The sequence below is a fragment of the Buttiauxella sp. 3AFRM03 genome (assembly GCF_003675305.1).
Classification (GTDB): Bacteria; Pseudomonadota; Gammaproteobacteria; order Enterobacterales; family Enterobacteriaceae; genus Buttiauxella; species Buttiauxella ferragutiae.
The window spans coordinates 4,211,036-4,231,072 of sequence record NZ_CP033076.1 but is presented as its reverse complement, the minus strand read 5'-3'; the positions used below and the strand labels follow the sequence as shown (position 1 = coordinate 4,231,072).

14 protein-coding genes, 1 tRNA gene, 3 rRNA genes and 1 other annotated feature are annotated in these 20,037 nt (G+C 48.9%); of the genes, 7 read left to right on the top strand and 11 right to left on the bottom strand.

Features of this window, described 5'->3' with window-relative positions:
* Positions 1-2: 2 nt before the first annotated feature.
* Entirely contained in the window at positions 3-1,358 is a 1,356-nt protein-coding gene (pssA, locus tag D8682_RS21210; RefSeq protein ID WP_121815081.1) for a CDP-diacylglycerol--serine O-phosphatidyltransferase, read from the top strand.
* Positions 1,359-1,416: 58 nt separating this feature from the next.
* The gene (locus tag D8682_RS21205; RefSeq protein ID WP_064544334.1) at positions 1,417-1,740 is read left to right on the top strand and encodes a YfiM family lipoprotein; all 324 of its coding nucleotides are present in this window, start codon (positions 1,417-1,419) and stop codon (positions 1,738-1,740) included.
* Here D8682_RS21205 and D8682_RS21200 read toward each other — a convergent pair.
* The 8 genes from D8682_RS21200 to rluD all read right to left on the bottom strand — a co-directional run bounded on the left by D8682_RS21200 (position 1,737) and on the right by rluD (position 13,291).
* Positions 1,737-3,041: an MFS family transporter gene (locus tag D8682_RS21200; RefSeq protein ID WP_121815080.1), complete on the bottom strand. Its 1,305-nt coding sequence runs from the start codon at positions 3,039-3,041 to the stop codon at positions 1,737-1,739. The genes D8682_RS21205 and D8682_RS21200 overlap by 4 nt on opposite strands.
* Before the next feature lie 214 nt (positions 3,042-3,255).
* Positions 3,256-3,371 (bottom strand): 5S ribosomal RNA (rrf, locus tag D8682_RS21195).
* Between the two features lie 201 nt (positions 3,372-3,572).
* Positions 3,573-6,481, bottom strand: a 23S ribosomal RNA gene (locus D8682_RS21190).
* Positions 6,482-6,700: 219 nt separating this feature from the next.
* Positions 6,701-6,776 (bottom strand) — tRNA-Glu (locus D8682_RS21185).
* A 90-nt stretch (positions 6,777-6,866) separates the two neighbouring features.
* Positions 6,867-8,406 (bottom strand): 16S ribosomal RNA (locus tag D8682_RS21180).
* Together the 16S, 23S and 5S rRNA genes with 1 tRNA gene alongside form the textbook arrangement of a ribosomal RNA operon.
* A 472-nt stretch (positions 8,407-8,878) precedes the next feature.
* Positions 8,879-11,452 carry an ATP-dependent chaperone ClpB gene (clpB, locus tag D8682_RS21175; protein WP_064544325.1) on the bottom strand — a complete coding sequence of 858 codons (2,574 nt, stop codon included), beginning with the start codon at positions 11,450-11,452 and terminating at the stop codon, positions 8,879-8,881.
* A gap of 130 nt (positions 11,453-11,582) precedes the next feature.
* Complete coding sequence (gene yfiH / locus D8682_RS21170) at positions 11,583-12,314, bottom strand: purine nucleoside phosphorylase YfiH (protein WP_064544323.1); 732 nt, start codon at positions 12,312-12,314, stop codon at positions 11,583-11,585.
* On the bottom strand, positions 12,311-13,291 hold the full coding sequence (gene rluD / locus D8682_RS21165; RefSeq protein WP_121815079.1) for a 23S rRNA pseudouridine(1911/1915/1917) synthase RluD: 981 nt from the start codon (positions 13,289-13,291) through the stop codon (positions 12,311-12,313). The genes yfiH and rluD overlap by 4 nt, the downstream gene beginning before the upstream one ends.
* Positions 13,292-13,421: 130 nt before the next feature.
* Here rluD and bamD point away from each other — a divergent pair, with 130 nt between their 5' ends.
* From bamD to pheA, 4 genes are all read left to right on the top strand, one after another.
* Positions 13,422-14,159: an outer membrane protein assembly factor BamD gene (gene bamD / locus D8682_RS21160; protein ID WP_064544319.1), complete on the top strand. Its 738-nt coding sequence runs from the start codon at positions 13,422-13,424 to the stop codon at positions 14,157-14,159.
* 271 nt (positions 14,160-14,430) lie between these two features.
* Positions 14,431-14,769, top strand: coding sequence for a ribosome-associated translation inhibitor RaiA (gene raiA / locus D8682_RS21150; RefSeq protein ID WP_034457302.1), 339 nt, complete (start codon positions 14,431-14,433; stop codon positions 14,767-14,769).
* A 104-nt stretch (positions 14,770-14,873) separates the two neighbouring features.
* Positions 14,874-14,999, top strand: a sequence feature (Phe leader region).
* On the top strand, positions 14,875-14,922 hold the full coding sequence (gene pheL, locus D8682_RS21145; protein WP_101706155.1) for a pheA operon leader peptide PheL: 48 nt from the start codon (positions 14,875-14,877) through the stop codon (positions 14,920-14,922). It overlaps the preceding feature by 48 nt.
* A gap of 21 nt (positions 15,000-15,020) precedes the next feature.
* A complete protein-coding gene (pheA, locus tag D8682_RS21140; RefSeq protein WP_121815077.1) occupies positions 15,021-16,181 on the top strand; it encodes a bifunctional chorismate mutase/prephenate dehydratase in 1,161 nt (386 codons plus the stop codon).
* A gap of 29 nt (positions 16,182-16,210) precedes the next feature.
* Here pheA and D8682_RS21135 read toward each other — a convergent pair whose 3' ends face one another.
* The 3 genes from D8682_RS21135 to aroF all read right to left on the bottom strand — a co-directional run bounded on the left by D8682_RS21135 (position 16,211) and on the right by aroF (position 19,366).
* Positions 16,211-17,086, bottom strand: coding sequence for an SMP-30/gluconolactonase/LRE family protein (locus D8682_RS21135; RefSeq protein ID WP_121815076.1), 876 nt, complete (start codon positions 17,084-17,086; stop codon positions 16,211-16,213).
* Between the two features lie 76 nt (positions 17,087-17,162).
* Positions 17,163-18,284, bottom strand: coding sequence for a bifunctional chorismate mutase/prephenate dehydrogenase (gene tyrA / locus D8682_RS21130; protein WP_121815075.1), 1,122 nt, complete (start codon positions 18,282-18,284; stop codon positions 17,163-17,165).
* Between the two features lie 11 nt (positions 18,285-18,295).
* Positions 18,296-19,366 (bottom strand): 3-deoxy-7-phosphoheptulonate synthase AroF, encoded by a 1,071-nt coding sequence (gene aroF / locus D8682_RS21125; protein ID WP_064544312.1) that lies wholly within the window; start codon positions 19,364-19,366, stop codon positions 18,296-18,298.
* A 274-nt stretch (positions 19,367-19,640) separates the two neighbouring features.
* Here aroF and D8682_RS21120 point away from each other — a divergent pair, with 274 nt between their 5' ends.
* Positions 19,641-20,027, top strand: a complete 387-nt coding sequence (locus tag D8682_RS21120) for a DUF2799 domain-containing protein (RefSeq protein WP_083963307.1) — start codon at positions 19,641-19,643, stop codon at positions 20,025-20,027.
* Positions 20,028-20,037 lie beyond the last annotated feature (10 nt).

The following is a 20,037-nucleotide window of genomic DNA, read 5'->3' as shown; positions in this document are numbered from 1 at the left end:
TGATGTTGTCTAAATTTAAACGTAATAAACATCAACAACACCTTGCCCAATTGCCGAAGCTTTCTCAGTCAGTTGATGATGTAAAGACTCTTTTCTCCCCAGCAGATTTCCGTGAAGTTCTGCTGCAAAAAATCGCGAGCGCCACCCGCCGCATCTGTATTGTTGCTTTATATCTTGAGCAAGATGATGCCGGTAAAGCCGTGCTAAATGCTCTCTACCAGGCCAAGCAACAACGCCCGGAAATTGAAGTGACCGTTCTGGTGGATTGGCATCGTGCTCAACGAGGCCGCATTGGCGCTGCTGCAACCAACACCAATGCTGACTGGTATCATCGTATGACCGAGGAATATCCCGGCGTAGAAATTCCAGTTTATGGCGTGCCTGTAAATACCCGCGAAGCGTTAGGTGTTCTACACTTCAAAGGTTTTATTGTTGATGATTGCGTGATTTATAGCGGCGCGAGTATTAATGATGTTTATCTGCATCAGCATGACAAATATCGTTATGACCGCTATCAGGTTATCTGTAACCCTCAGCTTTCCGACGTCATGTATAACTGGATGCACGAAAATCTGGTGGGTGGTCGTGCAGTACATCGATTAGACAAACAACACAGACCCAAAAGCCCAGAAATCAAAAATGATATCCGCTTGTTCCGTCAGGAATTACGCGATGCCAGTTTCCATTTTCAGGGCAATGCCGATAACGAGCAACTTGCCGTTACGCCGCTGGTTGGGCTGGGTAAAGCCAGTCTGCTCAATAAAACTATCTATCATTTAATGCCGTGTACCGAACGCAAGTTGGTTATCTGCACGCCTTATTTCAACCTACCCGCGGTACTGGTACGTAGCATCATTGAGCTGTTACGCGAAGGAAAACAAGTCGAGATTATTGTCGGTGATAAGACAGCGAATGATTTTTATATTCCAGAAGATCAGCCGTTTAAGATAATTGGTGCGTTACCCTATCTTTATGAAATTAATCTTCGCCGTTTCCTGAGTCGCTTACAGTACTACGTGAACAGTGGCCAGTTGGTGGTACGTCTGTGGAAAGATGACGACAATACTTTCCATCTCAAAGGCATGTGGATAGATGATGAGTGGATGCTATTGACGGGTAATAACCTTAACCCGAGAGCATGGCGACTGGATCTGGAGAATGCGATTCTAATTCATGACCCTAAACAGGAACTGGCTGTACAGCGTGACCATGAATTAGAATTAATCCGTACTCACACGACGGTAGTTCAACACTATCGTGACCTACAAAGCATCTCGGAATATCCGGAGAAAGTCCGTAAGCTTATCCGCCGCCTGCGTAGAATCCGTATCGACCGCTTGATCAGTCGCATTCTGTAATTCATCGCTATATTTAAAGCCCTGCTTGCAGGGTTTTTTTATAGCCAGAGGATCATGAATGCAGCGTCTTTTACTCCCTTCGATAGTACTTCTCAGCGGTTGCAGCCATATGGCGCAAGACCAGTGGCATGGCCAGGACAAAGCACAGCACTTTATTGCATCGGCTATATTATCCGCAGCAGGTAATGAGTATGGTCAACATCAGGGCTGGAGCGATTCCCGTAGCGCAAATTTCGGTTTCTTATTTTCGGTCAGCCTGGGCGCAACAAAAGAATTCTGGGATAGCCGGCCCGCTGGAAGTGGATGGAGCTGGAAAGATTTCACATGGGATATAGCCGGTGCCGCCACCGGCTACGCTATCTGGCAACTCGCCAAATATTAAAGTTTGATCCCTTTCCCTTTACGGTGCAACAGCAGTGATACCAGGAATGCCACTGCTCCCATCACGGAGACATACCAGAAAAATGCGGTTTCCATTCCTACCGATTTCAGTGAAAGTGCGACATATTCAGCCGAACCACCAAACAACGCATTCGCTACCGCATAGGACAGGCCAACACCTAATGCTCGAACTTCAGGTGGAAACATTTCTGCTTTCAAAATACCGCTTATAGAAGTGTAAAAGCTGGCTATCAGCAAAGCTAATATAACGAGACCAAATGCTGCATACGGTGAATTTACGTTTTGCAAAGCGGTAAGAATAGGTACAGTCATTACTGTAGCAAGGCCACCAAAGCAGAGCATGGAATTACGCCGCCCAATCTTGTCAGACAGCGCACCAAAGAAGGGTTGTACCAACATAAATATCAACAATGCAAACGTCATTAATGCACTGGCTGTATTGGCGTGCATTCCAGCGGTATTTACTAAATATTTCTGCATATAGGTGGTGAAAGTGTAGAAGCTTAGCGAACCACCGGCTGTAAATCCAAGAACCATAATAAAGGCACGGCGGTTCTTCCACAGCCCCACCAGGCTACCTGCATCTTTATGTTCCCGTGTAGATTTATCTGAGGTCTCATCAAGTGAGCGACGTAAATAGAGAGCAACCACTGCCAGCACGGCACCAAGTGCAAAAGGAATTCTCCACCCCCATTCACGTAATTCGCCTTCGCTGAGTATTTGTTGAAGTACAACAACCACCAACAATGCTAAAAGTTGCCCGCCAATAAGCGTTACATATTGAAAAGACGCATAAAAACCTTTTCGCCCTTCAATGGCAACTTCACTCATGTAAGTCGCACTCGTGCCGTACTCACCGCCTACGGATAACCCCTGGAATAAACGTGCCAGCAATAGAAGTGCAGGAGCCCAAGTCCCAATGATGGAATATCCTGGTAAACAGGCAATTACCAACGAGCCAAAACACATCATGCATACTGAAATCAGCATTGAGTTTTTACGCCCATGCTTATCGGCAATGTAACCAAACAGCCAGCCGCCAATTGGTCGCATCAAGAACCCTGCTGCAAATACGCCTGCTGTTTGTAGAAGCTGTGTTGTGTTATTACCTGAGGGGAAAAAGATATGGGCAAAATACAAAGAGCAAAATGAATAAACGTAGAAATCAAACCATTCAACCAGATTCCCTGATGACGCGCCTACAATCGACCGAATACGCCGGCGCGAATCTGAGCTAGTAATAATAGTTTTATCCTGATGCGTTGTTGTTGCTTCGGTCACTTTATTAATCTCCTGTCTTCCTGAATCGGAACAAATTCCACAGATCCAGTAAAGCAGGTGGTAATGCAGATGTTATATAGAATTATCTGGTATTGATGTTGCAGTGCCAAAAACTGTGAACAAGTTAATCTTTTGGATTTCTGTTGAGGAATTTCATAAATCGCAGACAGCAAAAAGCCCTGTACGTCAGTACAGGGCTTTTAACTTAATTGGAGCCTGGCAGTTCCCTACTCTCGCATGGGGAGACCCCACACTACCATCGGCGCTACGGCGTTTCACTTCTGAGTTCGGCATGGGGTCAGGTGGGACCACCGCGCTAGTGCCGCCAGGCATATTCTTTGAATTCTTATTATTCGTATCATCCTGATACTCACCCCTTCGGGGCCAACGCTAAGCGTTGTTCAAAATCGTTCCCTACGATTTTGTCTGTTTTGTTAACCGTTGCGTTATTCACACAACCATCAACTTAATCTCGGTTCAAGCTGAAAATCAAAATGCTTAGTCTCTCAACCAAAACACCTTCGGTGTTGTAAGGTTAAGCCTCACGGATCATTAGTACTGGTTAGCTCAACGTATCGCTACGCTTACACACCCAGCCTATCAACGTCGTAGTCTTCAACGTTCCTTCAGGACCCTTAAAGGGTCAGGGAGAACTCATCTCGGGGCAAGTTTCGCGCTTAGATGCTTTCAGCGCTTATCTTTTCCGCATTTAGCTACCGGGCAATGCCATTGGCATGACAACCCGAACACCAGTGATGCGTCCACTCCGGTCCTCTCGTACTAGGAGCAGCCCCCCTCAATTCTCCAGCGCCCACGGCAGATAGGGACCGAACTGTCTCACGACGTTCTAAACCCAGCTCGCGTACCACTTTAAATGGCGAACAGCCATACCCTTGGGACCTACTTCAGCCCCAGGATGTGATGAGCCGACATCGAGGTGCCAAACACCGCCGTCGATATGAACTCTTGGGCGGTATCAGCCTGTTATCCCCGGAGTACCTTTTATCCGTTGAGCGATGGCCCTTCCATTCAGAACCACCGGATCACTAAGACCTGCTTTCGCACCTGCTCGAGCCGTCACTCTCGCAGTCAAGCTAGCTTATGCCTTTGCACTAACCTCACGATGTCCGACCGTGATTAGCTAACCTTCGTGCTCCTCCGTTACGCTTTAGGAGGAGACCGCCCCAGTCAAACTACCCACCAGACACTGTCCGCAACCCGGATTACGGGTCTACGTTAGAACACCAGCCATTAAAGGGTGGTATTTCAAGGTTGGCTCCACAAGAACTGGCGTCCTCGCTTCAAAGCCTCCCACCTATCCTACACATCAAGGACCAGTGTTCAGTGTCAAGCTATAGTAAAGGTTCACGGGGTCTTTCCGTCTTGCCGCGGGTACACTGCATCTTCACAGCGATTTCAATTTCACTGAGTCTCGGGTGGAGACAGCCTGGCCATCATTACGCCATTCGTGCAGGTCGGAACTTACCCGACAAGGAATTTCGCTACCTTAGGACCGTTATAGTTACGGCCGCCGTTTACCGGGGCTTCGATCAAGAGCTTCAGCTTGCGCTTAACCCCATCAATTAACCTTCCGGCACCGGGCAGGCGTCACACCGTATACGTCCACTTTCGTGTTTGCACAGTGCTGTGTTTTTAATAAACAGTTGCAGCCAGCTGGTATCTTCGACTGCCTTCAGCTCCATCCGCAAGGGACTTCACCTACCGACAGCGTGCCTTCTCCCGAAGTTACGGCACCATTTTGCCTAGTTCCTTCACCCGAGTTCTCTCAAGCGCCTTGGTATTCTCTACCTGACCACCTGTGTCGGTTTGGGGTACGATTTGATGTTACCTGATGCTTAGAGGCTTTTCCTGGAAGTGCGGCATTTGTTACTTCAGTACCGTAGTACCTCGTCATCACACCTCAGCGTTGAATAAGAGTCCGGATTTACCTAAACTCTCCGCCTACATGCTTAAACCGGGACAACCGTCGCCCGGCTAACATAGCCCTCTCCGTCCCCCCTTCGCAGTAACACCGAGTACAGGAATATTAACCTGTTTCCCATCGACTACGCCTTTCGGCCTCGCCTTAGGGGTCGACTCACCCTGCCCCGATTAACGTTGGACAGGAACCCTTGGTCTTCCGGCGAGCGGGTTTTTCACCCGCTTTATCGTTACTTATGTCAGCATTCGCACTTCTGATACCTCCACCAGACCTCACAGTCCAGCTTCAACGGCTTACAGAACGCTCCCCTACCCAACAACGCATAAGCGTCGCTGCCGCAGCTTCGGTGCATGGTTTAGCCCCGTTACATCTTCCGCGCAGGCCGACTCGACCAGTGAGCTATTACGCTTTCTTTAAATGATGGCTGCTTCTAAGCCAACATCCTGGCTGTCTGTGCCTTCCCACATCGTTTCCCACTTAACCATGACTTTGGGACCTTAGCTGGCGGTCTGGGTTGTTTCCCTCTTCACGACGGACGTTAGCACCCGCCGTGTGTCTCCCGTGATAACATTCTTCGGTATTCGGAGTTTGCATCGGGTTGGTAAGCCGGGATGGCCCCCTAGCCGAAACAGTGCTCTACCCCCGAAGATGAGTTCACGAGGCGCTACCTAAATAGCTTTCGGGGAGAACCAGCTATCTCCCGGTTTGATTGGCCTTTCACCCCCAGCCACAAGTCATCCGCTAATTTTTCAACATTAGTCGGTTCGGTCCTCCAGTTAGTGTTACCCAACCTTCAACCTGCCCATGGCTAGATCACCGGGTTTCGGGTCTATACCCTGCAACTTAACGCCCAGTTAAGACTCGGTTTCCCTGCGGCTCCCCTATACGGTTAACCTTGCTACAGAATATAAGTCGCTGACCCATTATACAAAAGGTACGCAGTCACCCCATAAAAGAGGCTCCCACTGCTTGTACGTACACGGTTTCAGGTTCTGTTTCACTCCCCTCGCCGGGGTTCTTTTCGCCTTTCCCTCACGGTACTGGTTCACTATCGGTCAGTCAGGAGTATTTAGCCTTGGAGGATGGTCCCCCCATATTCAGACAGGATACCACGTGTCCCGCCCTACTCTTCGAGTTCACAGTATGTGCATTTTTGTGTACGGGAGTATCACCCTGTACCCTGCGACTTTCCAGACGCTTCCACTAATACACAAACTGATTCAGACTCTGGGCTGCTCCCCGTTCGCTCGCCGCTACTGGGGGAATCTCGGTTGATTTCTTTTCCTCGGGGTACTTAGATGTTTCAGTTCCCCCGGTTCGCTTCGTTAAGCTATGTATTCACTTAACGATAGTGCAACGAATTGCACTGGGTTTCCCCATTCGGAAATCGTCGGTTATAACGGTTCATATCACCTTACCGACGCTTATCGCAGATTAGCACGTCCTTCATCGCCTCTGACTGCCAGGGCATCCACCGTGTACGCTTAGTCGCTTAACCTCACAACCCGAAGATGTCTCGTAAGACACAATCGTATGTTGTGAAAATTTGAGAGACTCGAACATATCGTATTCCCATTCCTTATTACGGAGGAATGAGACGACATGTCGTTTCAATTTTCAGCTTGTTCCGGATTTTTAAAGAGCAATATCTCAAACATAACTCACTGAGTTAGTTTTGAGATATTCGGTGATAATGTCTTTCACACATTATCGGAGATGGCGTCCCCAAGGGGATTCGAACCCCTGTTACAGCCGTGAAAGGGCAGTGTCCTGGGCCTCTAGACGATGGGGACACGAATAATCCTTTGCAGGATATCGCTTTTTGCTCATTTACTTCTATCAGACAATCTGTGTGAGCACTACGCAAGTTCGTATCTATTAGGTAAGGAGGTGATCCAACCGCAGGTTCCCCTACGGTTACCTTGTTACGACTTCACCCCAGTCATGAATCACAAAGTGGTAAGCGCCCTCCCGAAGGTTAAGCTACCTACTTCTTTTGCAACCCACTCCCATGGTGTGACGGGCGGTGTGTACAAGGCCCGGGAACGTATTCACCGTAGCATTCTGATCTACGATTACTAGCGATTCCGACTTCACGGAGTCGAGTTGCAGACTCCGATCCGGACTACGACGCACTTTATGAGGTCCGCTTGCTCTCGCGAGGTCGCTTCTCTTTGTATGCGCCATTGTAGCACGTGTGTAGCCCTACTCGTAAGGGCCATGATGACTTGACGTCATCCCCACCTTCCTCCAGTTTATCACTGGCAGTCTCCTTTGAGTTCCCGGCCGAACCGCTGGCAACAAAGGATAAGGGTTGCGCTCGTTGCGGGACTTAACCCAACATTTCACAACACGAGCTGACGACAGCCATGCAGCACCTGTCTCACAGTTCCCGAAGGCACTAAGGCATCTCTGCCGAATTCTGTGGATGTCAAGAGTAGGTAAGGTTCTTCGCGTTGCATCGAATTAAACCACATGCTCCACCGCTTGTGCGGGCCCCCGTCAATTCATTTGAGTTTTAACCTTGCGGCCGTACTCCCCAGGCGGTCGACTTAACGCGTTAGCTCCGGAAGCCACTCCTCAAGGGAACAACCTCCAAGTCGACATCGTTTACGGCGTGGACTACCAGGGTATCTAATCCTGTTTGCTCCCCACGCTTTCGCACCTGAGCGTCAGTCTTTGTCCAGGGGGCCGCCTTCGCCACCGGTATTCCTCCAGATCTCTACGCATTTCACCGCTACACCTGGAATTCTACCCCCCTCTACAAGACTCTAGCCTGCCAGTTTCGAATGCAGTTCCCAGGTTGAGCCCGGGGATTTCACATCCGACTTGACAGACCGCCTGCGTGCGCTTTACGCCCAGTAATTCCGATTAACGCTTGCACCCTCCGTATTACCGCGGCTGCTGGCACGGAGTTAGCCGGTGCTTCTTCTGCGAGTAACGTCAATCACTGCGGTTATTAACCACAATGCCTTCCTCCTCGCTGAAAGTACTTTACAACCCGAAGGCCTTCTTCATACACGCGGCATGGCTGCATCAGGCTTGCGCCCATTGTGCAATATTCCCCACTGCTGCCTCCCGTAGGAGTCTGGACCGTGTCTCAGTTCCAGTGTGGCTGGTCATCCTCTCAGACCAGCTAGGGATCGTCGCCTAGGTGAGCCATTACCTCACCTACTAGCTAATCCCATCTGGGCACATCTGATGGCAAGAGGCCCGAAGGTCCCCCTCTTTGGTCCGAAGACGTTATGCGGTATTAGCTACCGTTTCCAGTAGTTATCCCCCTCCATCAGGCAGTTTCCCAGACATTACTCACCCGTCCGCCGCTCGTCACCCAGGAGCAAGCTCCCTGTGCTACCGCTCGACTTGCATGTGTTAGGCCTGCCGCCAGCGTTCAATCTGAGCCATGATCAAACTCTTCAATTAAAAGCTTGATTTGCTTCAACTCGTGAAGCGGTGCTCAAAAATTAACTTTCGTAATAATTCAACTAAATGAATTACTGCTTGGTCACTCTTCAAGACTTGATATTTTTTTGATACCCGAAGGTATCTGAGATATCAATCCTGCGAGTGCCCACACAGATTGTCTGATAAATTGTTAAAGAGCAGTGAGTTAGGCGCTTTCGCTTGCTAACTCGAGGTGGCGTATATTACGCTTTCCTCTTTCAGAGTCAAGCGTTTATTTTCGCTTTTCATCTGGCTGACGGGCCGGTTTGTAAGCCGTTGTGCCGTGTCAGTGGAGGCGCAGTATAGGGATTTTCTGGGAGCTGACAAGTATAAAATTCAAAAAACTTATCGTTAGCTCAACTTTTAATCATAACGCAATCGAGAGATACAATATCGCCTGGTTTTTAAACAAAAACGAGCCCCGGAGGGCTCGTTTTATCTTTTTTGTGACTTACTGCACTGCCACAATATGATTGTCTTTTACTTCCAGATGAACTGCTTTCCCTGGAATCAGCTCACCTGAGAGGATTTGCTGAGCCAGCGGGTTCTCTATTTGCTGCTGGATAGCACGTTTCAATGGTCTTGCACCATATACCGGGTCGTAACCATTCTCGCTAAGCAGCTTCAACGCATCTTCAGAGATAGTGACTTCATAGCCACGCTCTTCAAGGCGTTTATACAAACGCTGCAACTGAATCTGCGCAATAGAAGCAATATGTTTCTCACCGAGCGGATGGAATACCACGACTTCATCTATACGGTTAACAAACTCTGGGCGGAAGTTCTGGCTGACAACACCAAGAATCAGATCCTTCATATGACCGTAGTCCAGCGCACCGAAGCGCTCCTGAATTAAGTCAGAGCCCAAGTTAGACGTCATAATTACAACCGTATTACGGAAGTCGACAGTTCTCCCCTGCCCGTCAGTCAAACGCCCGTCGTCCAGCACCTGCAATAAAATGTTGAACACATCCGGGTGTGCCTTCTCTACTTCATCCAAAAGAATGACAGAGTAAGGGCGACGACGAACCGCTTCAGTCAGGTAGCCACCTTCTTCATAACCGACGTAGCCTGGAGGTGCACCGACTAAACGAGATACGGAGTGTTTTTCCATAAACTCGGACATATCGATACGCACCATTGCGTCATCGCTATCAAACATAAAGTTTGCCAGCGTTTTGCACAGCTCAGTTTTACCCACGCCCGTTGGCCCAAGGAATAAGAACGAACCAATTGGGCGATTCGGGTCAGACAAACCGGCACGGCTACGGCGAATTGCGTTTGAAACGGCTTCAACAGCTTCATTCTGCCCGATAACACGGGTATGAAGTTGTTGTTCCATACGCAGCAGTTTCTCGCGTTCACCTTCAAGCATGCGAGCCACAGGAATCCCCGTCCAACGCGCCAGCACTTCCGCAATTTCTGCATCAGTAACTTTGTTACGCAGCAGACGCATGGTTTTCCCTTCACTCTGACTTGCCGCTGCAAGCTGTTTCTCAAGCTCCGGTATTTTCCCGTATTGCAGCTCAGACATTCGCGCCAGGTCGCCTGCACGGCGCGCCTGCTCAATGGCGATTTTTGCCTGCTCTAACTCAGCCTTAATCGTCTGCGTACCAGAAAGTGACGCTTTTTCAGCTTTCCACTCTTCTTCCAGCACTGAATATTCACGCTCTTTCTGCCCTAATTCGTCTTCAAGCATACTCAAACGTTTCTGGCTGGCTTCGTCTGACTCTTTCTTCAATGCCTGCTGTTCCAGTTTGAGCTGGATGATACGGCGGTCAAGACGGTCGAGCTCTTCTGGTTTCGAGTCAATCTGCATACGGATGCTGGAAGCCGCTTCGTCAATCAAGTCGATGGCTTTATCCGGCAACTGACGATCGGCAATGTAGCGATGCGACAGCATTGCCGCCGCCACAATAGCCGGGTCAGTAATCTGTACATGGTGATGCAGTTCGTAACGCTCTTTCAACCCACGCAAAATAGCGATAGTGTCTTCGACAGAAGGCTCGGCAACGAACACTTTCTGGAAGCGACGCTCAAGCGCGGCATCCTTTTCTATATACTGGCGATATTCATCCAGCGTTGTCGCCCCGACGCAGTGCAGTTCACCTCGAGCCAAGGCTGGCTTGAGCATGTTACCCGCATCCATAGCGCCATCCGCTTTACCCGCGCCAACCATGGTGTGCAATTCATCGATAAACAGAATGACATTACCTTCCTGCTTAGAAAGGTCATTCAGTACACCTTTAAGACGCTCTTCAAATTCACCACGATATTTCGCACCGGCTACCAGCGAACCCATATCCAGCGCTAACACCCGACGGCCTTTTAGCCCCTCAGGCACTTCACCATTAATGATGCGCTGCGCCAAACCTTCAACAATGGCCGTTTTACCAACGCCTGGTTCACCAATAAGTACGGGATTGTTTTTGGTACGGCGCTGCAATACCTGAATAGTGCGACGAATTTCTTCATCACGACCGATAACGGGATCAAGCTTGCCCTGTTCCGCACGCTCGGTCAGATCGACAGTATATTTTTTCAATGCCTGACGTTGATCTTCGGCACCCTGGTCGTTCACGTTTTCGCCTCCACGCATTTGCTCAATTGCTGCTGTCACATTTGCCGTGGTAGCACCCGCTGATTTCAGTAAATCTGTTAATGTTCCGCGAGATTCAAGTGCTGCCAGAACAAATAACTCTGACGAAATGAAGTTGTCATTTCGTTTTTGCGCCAGTTTGTCACATAGATTCAATACACGAACTAAATCCTGCGAAGGCTGAACATCACCGCCCGTGCCTTCAACTTGTGGTAAACGGCTTAAAGCTTGCTCAATATCGGTACGCAACTTGCCAGCGTTGACGCCAGCTGAAGTCAGTAAAGGACGTACGGATCCACCTTCCTGATTGAGCAGTGCGCTCATCAAGTGAAGAGGTTCGATAAATTGGTTGTCGTGCCCGAGAGCTAAGGATTGGGCATCGGCGAGAGCAAGCTGGAATTTATTAGTAAGACGATCCAGACGCATAACTCCTCCCATATACAGGTCAAATTTGCTACTGGAGATTAAATGAGGTCATCCCTCAATTATTCAAGGTTAATGACCTGAAATATTTGAAGCGTTAATTACCCGCACTGGATCGTCTTGATTCAATAGGTTATATCAGCCAAATGAAACTTGCCATACGGCCTGTGGTTCTGTCGCGTCGATATGAGAAAAAATCACCCGCTTCGCTGTAGGTACAACGATCGCCGCCATAAACATGGTTAATGCCTACTGCAGACAAACGCTGACGAGCCAGGGTGTAGATGTCAGCAATGTATTTTTCCCCTGACGGGCGAAAAGCACTATCAGCATGAATGTCTTTAGCCATAAACGCTTCACGCACTTCAGGGCCAACTTCAAATGCATCAGGACCAATAGCCGGGCCAAGCCACGCCATAATGTTTTCTGGCGCATCTTTAAAACAAGCCACAGTTTCTTCAATAACGCCTTCGCACAAGCCACGCCATCCAGCATGAGCAGCCGCAACTTCGGTTCCAGCCTTATTACAGAATAGCACTGGCAGACAATCTGCTGTCATTACCGCACAAACCGTACCCGCTGTTGCGCTATAAGAAGCGTCTGCACGTTTTGACAAATAAGGTTCGCCAGTAAGTTTTAACACGTCTGTACCGTGCACTTGCTCTAGCCAAACCGGTTTTGAAGGCAAGTCGGCAGTGCTATAAAACATGCGACGGTTTTCTTCGACATCATCCAGGTTATCACCGCAGTGGGCCCCCAGATTAAGCGAGTCGTAAGGCGGTTGACTTACACCGCCAATACGTGTCGAACTGCACGCGGCAACCCCTTCAGGAAGCGGCCAATGCGGGACGATCAGTTTGCTCATAGCCAGTCCAGTTGATCCTTATGGATTTCCGTATCAGCACGCAGCGCTTCAATCAGCTCAACCATATCCTGAGGGATTGGCGCATGCCATTCCATCAACATACCGCTGATTGGATGATGAAGACGCAACATGGTTGCATGCAGAGCCTGGCGGTCAAACTTACGCAGCACGCTGACAAACTCTTCTGACGCACCTTTTGGCGGACGCGGGCGGCCACCGTACAGCTGATCGCCAACCAATGGATGAGTGATATGCGCCATGTGAACACGAATCTGGTGAGTACGACCCGTTTCCAGACGCAGGCGCAGACGCGTATGCACACGGAAATGTTCCATGATTCGATAATGCGTCACCGCAGGTTTCCCCATCGGATGCACAGCCATATGAGTACGCTTAGTCGAATGTCGGCTGATAGGTTCTTCAACCGTGCCACCTGCCGTCATATGACCAATGGCAACCGCTTCATATTCACGCGTGATTTCACGTAATTGCAAAGCCTCAACCAGGTGAGTTTGCGCAGGAACGGTTTTCGCCACGACCATCAAACCCGTCGTGTCTTTATCCAGACGATGCACAATGCCCGCACGTGGAACATCAACAATCGGCGGATAGTAATGCAGAAGCGCATTCAGTACGGTCCCGTCAGGATTACCCGCACCAGGATGCACAACGAAATCACGCGGCTTGTTAATCACCAAAATATCGTCATCTTCATAAACGATATTGAGCGGGATATCTTGTGGTTCCCAGCGCACATCCTCTTCGATTTCAGCATTGATAGTGACAGCTTCGCCACCCAATACTTTTTCTTTCGGTTTGTCGCTAATATTGCCATTGACCAGCACGCGCCGGTCAAGAATCCATTCTTTTATACGCGAACGTGAATAATCAGGGAACAATTCGGCCAAAGCTTGATCTAAGCGTTGACCGAGTTGCGATTCGGATACTGTTGCGTTGAGTTGTACTAGTTGTGCCATAGACAGCTTCTTCGTTAACGTTGGGTTTTACGGCAATGCCGTTTAATATAGTGTGCTATTGTAGCTGGTCTTTATCGGGAGCTGGTATTGAGAGCCTCCCGGATAACATTCTGAGGAAAGTCAAAACGTCATGACGCGTATGAAATATCTGGTGGCAGCAGCCACGTTGAGCCTGGCTTTGGCTGGTTGCTCCAGTTCCAAGGATGAGGTTCCTGATAGTCCACCTTCCGAGATTTATGCGACTGCCCAACAAAAGTTGCAGGACGGTAACTTTAAAGCGGCGATAACGCAACTGGAAGCGCTGGATAACCGTTATCCGTTCGGGCCATACTCGCAGCAAGTGCAGTTAGATCTTATTTACGCTTACTACAAGAATGCTGACTTGCCACTGGCTCAGGCAGCTATTGACCGCTTTATGCGCCTAAATCCTACCCATCCAAACATCGACTACGTACTTTACATGCGCGGTCTGACGGACATGGCACTGGATGATAGCGCATTACAAGGGTTCTTTGGCGTAGATCGTTCAGACCGAGATCCTGCACACGCGCGTGATGCTTTCAAAGATTTCTCTAAGCTGGTTCGAGGTTACCCGAACAGCCAGTATGTCACCGATGCCAGCAAGCGCCTGGTGTTCCTGAAAGATCGTTTAGCGAAATATGAGCTTTCCGTCGCGCAATACTACACTAAACGCGGCGCGTGGGTTGCAGTAGTTAACCGTGTTGAAGGAATGCTGCGTGATTTCCCTGATACCCAGGCTACACGTGATGGTCTGAAGTTGATGGAAAATGCCTACCGTGAAATGCAAATGCCGGCTCAAGCCGAAAAAGTTGCAAAAATTATCGCGGCCAACGGCAATACCAACTGATTACCCGAGATGAAAAACAAAATGGCAGCCAACTGGCTGCCATTTTTATTGCCTGAAAACACAAAACTGAAACGGTTTAGCGTCAGGTCATCCAATCAAATATGGACGCTATTCTTAAGTTCCACAAGCTTTAAAAACAGAGATCCTGTCCTGCCTCACAAAAAGGGTTTACTGACAAAAAGTGACAAAATAGTGTGATTCACATCACACATTTTGACATTCAGAAAGGTATGCTGGAGTTACCAAGACGGGAAAGACAAGAGGTAACTTTATGACAATGAACATTACCAGCAAGCAAATGGAAATCACCCCAGCTATTCGTCAGCACGTCGCAGACCGTCTCACTAAACTGGACAAGTGGCAAACTCATCTAATTAACCCACACATTGTTTTGTCCAAAGAACCGAAAGGTTTCGTGGCTGATGCCACCATTAATACGCCAAACGGCCAGCTCGTAGCGAGCGCCAAACACGATGATATGTATACGGCTATCAACGATTTGATTAACAAACTGGAGCGGCAGTTGAATAAAGTGCAACACAAAGGTGAAGCGCGTCGCACAGCAGGCTCAGTGAAAGACGTTGCTATCGCGGAAATTGAAGAAGAGTAAATTTTAGCTTTATCAATCACACCAACGCGCCTCCGGGCGCGTTTTTTATTGACAGAGCGAAAACAGAGCGAGTACCTTACTTGTCTGACTTATCAGGAACCAACCATGAAATTAATTCCGTTTTTCTTCGCATTCTTTTTTACCTTCCCCTGAATGGGAGGCAATTCGTCGTGTGATAAAGAATGCGAAGACGAACAAACAGGCCTCCCCAAGCGGGAGGCCTTTTTTATGGACTTCGAAAAGGTAGCGTTATGAGTGAGACAAACCCGTTGCTGGCACTGCGCGATAAAATCAGCGCCCTGGATGTAAAATTGCTGGCATTGCTGGCAGAGCGTCGCTTGCTGGCTGTTGAAGTCGGAAAAGCCAAGCTCGCGACTCACCGCCCGGTTCGAGATATCGACCGCGAGCGTGATTTGCTGGAGCGTCTGATTACTTTGGGTAAAACACATAATCTGGACGCCCATTACATTACACGCTTGTTCCAACTCATCATTGAAGATTCAGTTCTGACGCAGCAAACACTTTTACAGCAGCATCTTAATAAAACCAATCCGCAGTCAGCGAGAATCGCGTTTTTAGGCCCGAAGGGTTCGTACTCACACCTCGCTGCACGTCAGTATGCTGCTCGCCACTTTGAGCAATTCATTGAAAGTGGCTGTGCCAAATTCCAGGACATCTTTAACCAGGTTGAAACGGGCCAGGCCGATTACGCCGTCGTACCGTTAGAAAATACCAGCTCTGGCGCCATCAATGATGTATACGATTTATTACAGCACACCAGCTTGTCTATCGTTGCTGAAATGACCGTGCCCATCGACCACTGCGTGTTAGTGAAGGGCACTACCGATTTAGACACGATTCAGACGGTATATAGCCACCCACAGCCTTTCCAGCAATGCAGCCAATTCATTAACCGGTATCCAAACTGGAAAATCGAATATTGCGAAAGTACCTCGGCGGCAATGGAAAAAGTGGCGCAGGCAAACTCACCGCATGTCGCGGCGCTGGGTAGCGAGGCTGGTGGGGCGTTATATGGTTTGCAAGTTCTGGAACGTAATCTGGCAAACCAGACGCAAAACATCACCCGTTTCATCGTTCTCGCTCGCAAATCGGTCGAAGTCACCGACCAGGTCCCAGCCAAAACAACACTACTCATGGCGACAGGTCAGCAAGCCGGTGCGTTGGTTGAAGCCCTTCTGGTGTTGCGTAATCACAATTTGATCATGACAAAACTGGAGTCTCGACCAATTAACGGCAACCCGTGGGAAGAGATGTTTTATCTGGATGTTCAGGCAAACCTGAACGATGAAGCAATGCGCAAAGCACTTCGCGAACTCGGTGAAATTACCCGTTCTATGAAAGTGCTTGGCTGTTATCCAAGTGAGAATGTAGTGCCTGTTGATCCGGCTTAAAATTGGCAGTAAGCCAGCTCGAAGCTGGCTTACTCATTCACTTTAAATTTCAGTTTCGGCATTCCTGCAACGGCGACTTTAAGCGTAAAAATCGCGCCTGACAGTGGCCTTTCTGCAACTTCGACGTTATCCATATTTTCTCGCGTCGTCGTGATGAACAACGTTTTCATATCATCGCCACCGAAGCACACCATCGTTGGACAGCGCACCGGCAATTGATATTCTTCCAGCACATCGCCATCAGGCGATAATCGCGCGATACGGTAGCCATCAAACAATGCCGTCCAGTAGCAACCTTCTTCGTCAATCGCCGCACCATCAGGTATTCCCTGCCCCGGTTCAAAGCGTTTAAACACTTCACGCTTGCCAGGCTCACCTTGCTTGTCTAACGGAGTTCGGTAAATCACACGGTTCGGCGTGTCTGATGTAAACATCCATTTTTTATCTGCACTAAACGCCAGACCATTGGCACCATGGATATCATGCTGAATGACATGCGGTGTCAGGTCGTTATCCACGCGGCACAGCAAGGCTCCGTTGTAATCACCAGGCCCCCAAAATGTTCCAGCATAAAAACGCCCATCCCTGTCAGTTCCACCATCATTAAAACGAGCTAATGTCGGGTTATTGGGGTTATCACAGACTTTGCGAGTAATAAGCCCGGTGCGATTGGTCAGATAAATTCCACTTCGCAGCGCGACAATAAAACCACCCGTTTCGCACAATGCAAAACAGCCAACCTCTTCGGAAAACTGAATCACATCATGCTTTTTGCTGGCGATGTTATAGCGATGAATTTCGTTTTCGAGAATATCCGTCCAGTAAAGGCAACTTTCTTGAGCATTCCAGGTTGGGCATTCAGGTAAGTGACCGGTGTAATTGAACAGAACTTGCGGCTGAGCCATTTTTCTATCCTTAATTGCCAATAAAAAAAGCCATTAGGTTTCCCTGATGGCTTTAGATTATAAGACTATTTCACGACTACGGTCGGCTATCATTCGCCTGGCGTAACAAAGTTCGGCTTTCACTCTGGAAGCGCTGCGCGTAGTCGCCGAACCAGTGTTCAACTTTACGGAAGCTATCGATGAACGCTTGCTTATCACCATGTTCAAGCAGGCCAATAGCCTCCCCAAACCTTTTGTAATAACGCTTAATCAGCTCCAGATTGCTTTCTGACGACATAATAATATCAGCGTAAAGTTGCGGATCTTGTGCAAACAAGCGACCTACCATCGCCAACTCCAGGCGATAAATCGGTGATGAAAGCGCGAGTAGCTGCTCTAACTGAACATTTTCTTCTGCCAGATGCAGACCATATGCAAAGGTTGCAAAGTGGCGCAGCGCCTGAATAAACGCCATGTTCTGATCGTGTTCAACGGCTGTAGAGCGGTGCAAACGCGCGCCCCAAACCTGAATTTGCTCAAGGAACCACTGATACGCTTCTGGCTGGCGACCGTCGCAATACACCACGACCTGCTTCGCAAGGCTTCCACTATCTGGCCCAAACATTGGATGCAAGCCAAGAACCGGCCCCTGGTGAGCTGCCAACATAGCTTGTAGAGGGCCATTCTTCACCGACGCCAGATCAACCAGAATACAGTCATCAGGTAAGCGCGGTAACTGAGCGATTACTTGTTCAGTGATGTGAATCGGCACGCTAACAATGACCATGCCAGCATCAGCCATCAATTCTGCTGCGTTAGCCCAGTCTTCTTTTTCAAGAATACGCACCTGATAACCAGACAGTGTGAGCATCTTTTCAAACAAGCGCCCCATTTGGCCACCGCCACCGACGATAACTACCGGGCGAAGTGCAGGAAACAGGGTTTTAAAGCCTTTGTCATTCTCGCTTGAGTATGACTCACGCATAACCCGACGCAGTACGTCTTCAATCAGATCCGGTGGAACGCCCAGCGTTTCGGCTTCTTTGCGACGTGAAGCCAACATTGCTGCTTCACGTTCCGGGACATAAATCGGTAAACCATACTGGCTTTTGACTTCGCCAACTTCCGCTACCAGTTCAAGGCGGCGTGCCAGTAGCCCCAGCAACGCCTTATCCACTTCGTCAATTTGATCGCGCAACGCGGTCAATTCAGCCACCATAGTAAAACCTCTTATGCCTTACGCGCCGCAAGCGTACCGTTCAGATCTTGATGAATCTCACGCAGTAAAGTCTCGGTAGTTTCCCAGTCGATGCAAGCATCGGTGACAGAAACGCCGTACTTCATTTCACTGCGTGGCTGCTCTGAAGATTGATTACCTTCGTGGATATTACTTTCAATCATCAGGCCAATAATCGAACGATTACCATCTTTAATTTGGGCGACGGCTGATTCAGCCACGCCCGGCTGACGGCGGTAGTCTTTATTTGAGTTGCCATGGCTGCAATCTATCATCAAGGCTGGGCGGAGTCCTGCCTGTTCCATCTCTTTTTCACACTGTGCAACGTCTGCCGGGCTGTAGTTTGGTGCTTTTCCGCCACGTAAAATCACGTGACCATCTGGGTTACCCTGAGTTTGCAGCAAGCAGACCTGGCCTGCCTGGTTGATACCAACGAAACGATGCGGCATAGATGCGGCACGCATCGCATTAATCGCCGTACCCAGGCTGCCATCAGTACCATTTTTAAAACCAACTGGCATAGACAAACCAGATGCCATTTCACGGTGGGTCTGGGATTCAGTAGTACGGGCACCAATTGCGGACCAGCTAAACAGATCACCCAGGTATTGTGGGCTATTCGGATCAAGCGCTTCCGTCGCCAGCGGCAGACCCATGCTGACCAATTCAACCAGCAAATGACGAGCAATTTTCAAACCAGCTTCAACATCAAACGAGCCATCCATGTGTGGATCGTTGATTAGCCCTTTCCAGCCAACGGTGGTACGTGGCTTTTCAAAATAGACGCGCATCACGAGGTACAGACTATCGCTAACTTGTTCAGACAAAATTTTAAAACGACGAGCATATTCAATCGCGGTATCAGGGTCGTGGATCGAGCAAGGTCCACAGACTACCAACAGACGAGGATCGCGCCCTGCGATAATGTCGGAAATCGTCTGACGGGAGTGTTCGATCTGCGCTTCTTGAGAGGCAGTAAGCGGGAATTCCGCTTTCAGTTGATCCGGAGTGATTAATACCTGTTCGTCAGAAATATGAACGTTGTTCAGCGCGTCTTTTTGCATGATGGCTTTCCTGTTAGCTCGTTTGCGATAGTCGTTTCCTCAGTGAGGATGGCACTACCTTACCAGCTTTAGTAAAGATTGCAATCCAAAATACGTAAACAATACATTACACCAATCAAATAATTGCCGCTTAAAGCACACTTAACATCACTTATTGTAAACTAAATTATACACGACTGCATAAGCACGCTATTTATCTGCTCAAGCATGCAGTCTGTGAAAATAGCGTAATGCAAAGCCATAAGCGCTCTATGCTCAGTTAATACAGTTTGAAATGGATATCCTCACTATGCGCTGTTTAGCCTTGATTCCAATCTTATTGCTGTCTGCTTGTTATGTTGACCCATACACCCATGCCCCAACTCCGGCCCCCACCGACTGGTATCAGGCTGGCTGGGATGATGCGATGTCTGGACAACCCATAAGAAGTAATCCCGTCATTGCGCATTTGCATAACGATGAAAATGTCGATCGAGAAGAATGGTTAAAAGGATATGCAGATGGCCAGCAGCGGATTTGTGATCCCAATTTCTTAACCGTTCAGGGGCAAAATGGGAAATCATTTCCTGCCAGTTGTGAAACCTTACCTGATGTTACGGATCGTCGCGCGGTATGGGAAAAGGCCAGCCGAGAAGGATTGCAGCAATCGCTCATGCGTTAAATAAAAAAGG

Excerpts from the sequence above, each read along its gene's own strand:
- pssA (WP_121815081.1), top strand. The coding sequence starts at position 3 with ATGTTGTCTAAATTTAAACGTAATAAACATCAACAACACCTTGCCCAA.
- D8682_RS21205 (WP_064544334.1), top strand. The coding sequence starts at position 1,417 with ATGCAGCGTCTTTTACTCCCTTCGATAGTACTTCTCAGCGGTTGCAGC.
- clpB (WP_064544325.1), bottom strand. The coding sequence starts at position 11,452 with ATGCGTCTGGATCGTCTTACTAATAAATTCCAGCTTGCTCTCGCCGAT.
- yfiH (WP_064544323.1), bottom strand. The coding sequence starts at position 12,314 with ATGAGCAAACTGATCGTCCCGCATTGGCCGCTTCCTGAAGGGGTTGCC.
- rluD (WP_121815079.1), bottom strand. The coding sequence starts at position 13,291 with ATGGCACAACTAGTACAACTCAACGCAACAGTATCCGAATCGCAACTC.
- bamD (WP_064544319.1), top strand. The coding sequence starts at position 13,422 with ATGACGCGTATGAAATATCTGGTGGCAGCAGCCACGTTGAGCCTGGCT.
- raiA (WP_034457302.1), top strand. The coding sequence starts at position 14,431 with ATGACAATGAACATTACCAGCAAGCAAATGGAAATCACCCCAGCTATT.
- pheA (WP_121815077.1), top strand. The coding sequence starts at position 15,021 with ATGAGTGAGACAAACCCGTTGCTGGCACTGCGCGATAAAATCAGCGCC.
- D8682_RS21135 (WP_121815076.1), bottom strand. The coding sequence starts at position 17,086 with ATGGCTCAGCCGCAAGTTCTGTTCAATTACACCGGTCACTTACCTGAA.
- tyrA (WP_121815075.1), bottom strand. The coding sequence starts at position 18,284 with ATGGTGGCTGAATTGACCGCGTTGCGCGATCAAATTGACGAAGTGGAT.
- aroF (WP_064544312.1), bottom strand. The coding sequence starts at position 19,366 with ATGCAAAAAGACGCGCTGAACAACGTTCATATTTCTGACGAACAGGTA.
- D8682_RS21120 (WP_083963307.1), top strand. The coding sequence starts at position 19,641 with ATGGATATCCTCACTATGCGCTGTTTAGCCTTGATTCCAATCTTATTG.